This window comes from Caballeronia sp. LZ003 (assembly GCF_031451465.1).
In the GTDB taxonomy this organism is placed as follows: Bacteria; Pseudomonadota; Gammaproteobacteria; order Burkholderiales; family Burkholderiaceae; genus Caballeronia.
In genome coordinates this window covers 1-2,877 of the sequence record NZ_JARUXJ010000286.1, presented here as the reverse complement: position 1 = coordinate 2,877, position 2,877 = coordinate 1, and the positions used below count along the sequence as shown (strand labels likewise).

The following is a 2,877-nucleotide window of genomic DNA, read 5'->3' as shown; positions in this document are numbered from 1 at the left end:
TGGTGATGGTCTGCTCGCCGCGCACCAATGGCGTGTCGAGCGTGTGCGTGTTCGCATCGGCCTTCGGTTCGTTATCGATTTGATTGGTTTCCATATTCGTTTCTGTCAGTCAAAGTGGTGAAGGAACTGTGAGCGCTGCGCCCCAGCTCAAATGCCGATCGCTTTGCGCAGCGCGGCCAATAGATCCTTGCCGTTGATCTTTTCGATCGAGTTGATGAAGTCGATCTCGATGAGCTCTTGACCGTTGATCGTCAGTTTGTAGTAGCTTGCGACGGTCGTGACCTTGAACGCGGTGTCGTCTTTGGCCTTCGCTGTGCCCATCTCGATCTCGCTATGCCGACCCTTGATGACGATTTCTACCGAATCGACACTGGTTGCGTCTTCGGACTGGTAGCCGCCAGAAAAGCGCAGCAACACGCCATCGTGCGTGGTCACGCCATACTGTGCGAGTACAGGACGCATCAAGCCGCCGCACGTCCATTCCATCTGAATGCCCTCTTGACCGAAATCGATCTTGATCGGCCCGCTCATGCCTGCGCCCTGATAGTCCTCCATCTTGCGGGTGAGCTTGGGCAGTGTGACTTCGGCGACTTGCCCAAGAAAGCTTTCGCCGTTGTGAAACAGGTTGAATCCTTTGAGTTTGCGAGGCATACCCATGTTTTTAGCTCCTTGAAGGGGTAACGCAGCTGGTCACGGTGACGCTAACGGTTAAGGCAAATCCTTACGCACTCACGCGCGAGGCAAAGTCGGCGAGATACCGGTCTGTGATGCGTTGTCGCAGCACGAGGTTTTCAAGCGGGGGCACGGGCGTATAGTCGTAGTCGATGAACGACTGCCCCGACTTCAGGGTGTCGGTCGTGTTCGGCGCAGGGTCGAACCAGGCCGAACCGCCGATCAGATAGCCCTGTGAAATCCACGCCCTGAATTTGCCGTTGATCGTTTCGATGATGTCGCGCGGCAGTGATGGATGAAGCGGCCCGTCCACAACGGGCATTTGTGCTTCCGCAATCGAATCGGCCAGCACCTGCGCGGTGCGCGTTGAGTTCTCGAACGCAAAGAGCGGATCGCTGGAGCAGGTGCGCGAGCCCCAGAACCGGAAACCGTCCTTGTTGATGAGCGTTGTGACGCCTTTTTCATTGAGATAACCCGCGTCGGTAGCCGGATCTTGCAGGCCCCACGAGACGTCAGCCGAGATGCCCACGACGCCATTGACGGCGACGTTCGAGAGCGTCTTGTGCCAACCGATTTGCTCGTCGATCTTCGCACGCAGACCTAATGCGTACGCCACTGACGGAACCTCGACGTTTTTCTTCGCGTCGGTGTCCCAGGCGATGAAGTTAGGCCACAGGAGCATGATCTCGCGCTGGCCGAATTGGTCTCGATACGCGGCGACCTCCTCCTTGGTTTTGCAACCCCACGCGAACGCATACGTCATCGCGCGCAGCGACTGCGCAACCGGCAGCATGGCGGCGGCGACTTCCGGCCGATCCAGTCCCGGCACACCGATGATGCGCGGCGTGACATGCAGCTTTGCGTTCGCGGCAAGAAAGGCTTTCATGCCGGTGTAGCGGCCGTCGCTCGTCACGGTCCCGATTACATTGCCGACCGTCTCGTCCTGGTCCTTACCTTCGGCCACCCGCACGACAACAGTAAGGGCCTTCGTCTGCGCGCCGATGGCGCGAAGCGTGGTAGAGAGCGTGCCCTTTTTGCCAGCTTTACCTCGCGCGTCGACGACGTTCGTGAGCAGAACGGGCGTATTCAAGGGAAAGGCGTTTTCGTCCGCATCGTCTGCCGTGCACACCACGCCGATGACAGCGGTGGCCACGGTGCGAATGGGTCGCGTGCCCTGATTGATTTCGATAACACGAACGCCGTGGTGATAATCGGTTGGCATGGTGTAAGACTCCGATGATAAGGGTGAGTAGATACGGGAGGTGAGGCTTACGAGGATGTGACGTCAGGCACCACTTCGGCCTCGGTGAACACAAACCGATTGGGCGGGAGCGCACACGAGTCGATGCGCTCAGGGGGCTGTTCGATCAGCACTCGTTCGGCAAATCGAGTCAGGTCTTCCCCCTTCCCCGGCACGCCTTCTATTTGGACGGTCGCGATACCGATCGACTGCGCGCCTTGTTGTGCGACCTCGCGGTTGTAGAAGCTTGCGACCTCGACGATGCTCTGCTTCAACTGCATATCGACGGTCACTCGGCGGACGACATGAAACGATGCAGGAACGCCAATCGAGGCGATTTCAACGATTTTTTTGAGCGGCATATCAAGTGTTCCTAATGAGAAATTTACAGGGGTGAAACCGGCCACACGATGTGCTTCGGAAAGCCGGGTTGAGCGGTCACTGCGCGAAGCGCCTGGCGATAGACGACGAGCGCTTTGAAAGTGGAAGCATCCAACGTCGTCGGCACGCCCGCGTCTTGCTCGTCACGATGCCGATCGACTAGCCACTGTGTCGCGGCGAGCCGTTCGTCGCGCTGCTCGCGCGCTTGGGCTGCGATGACTTCCATATCCTCCACGTAGTTGGCAATTGGACCGAACTCCCCCGCGACCAATCGGGCGAACAACGCCCGACCGTGCGCTTCAACGTCAGTGGGCATAGCAAAGAAGACCTGTGGTTCCGTGATGCCCATCGGATGATTGGGGAACGTCACCGTGCAGCGGATGCATTGCTTTTGCTCGTGATCCATCCATTGAGGGTTCGTGACGGTGCCGATCTCATACGGATCGCGGATCACCGGCGCTTCGTGCAATATCGCGCTGGTGCTGCGAGCTGAATGCGCGGCATGACGGTTGGCATTGGTGTCGAAAAGGATTGGAATCTTCATGATTAGCTGATGCGTTGCCAGAGGTAGACATACAGCGAAT

General features: G+C 58.1%; 4 protein-coding genes. All 4 read right to left on the bottom strand.

Features of this window, described 5'->3' with window-relative positions; genetic code table 11:
• Positions 1-147 precede the first annotated feature (147 nt).
• Complete coding sequence (locus QCE79_RS39155; protein WP_309854573.1) at positions 148-657, bottom strand: phage major tail tube protein; 510 nt, start codon at positions 655-657, stop codon at positions 148-150.
• Between the two features lie 64 nt (positions 658-721).
• Positions 722-1,894: a phage tail sheath protein gene (locus tag QCE79_RS39150; protein WP_309854570.1), complete on the bottom strand. Its 1,173-nt coding sequence runs from the start codon at positions 1,892-1,894 to the stop codon at positions 722-724.
• Between the two features lie 47 nt (positions 1,895-1,941).
• Positions 1,942-2,274 carry a hypothetical protein gene (locus tag QCE79_RS39145; protein WP_309854568.1) on the bottom strand — a complete coding sequence of 111 codons (333 nt, stop codon included), beginning with the start codon at positions 2,272-2,274 and terminating at the stop codon, positions 1,942-1,944.
• Positions 2,275-2,297: 23 nt separating this feature from the next.
• Positions 2,298-2,877 (bottom strand): phage tail assembly chaperone (locus tag QCE79_RS39140; RefSeq protein ID WP_309854565.1); only part of this gene is annotated, 580 nt, incomplete at its 5' end.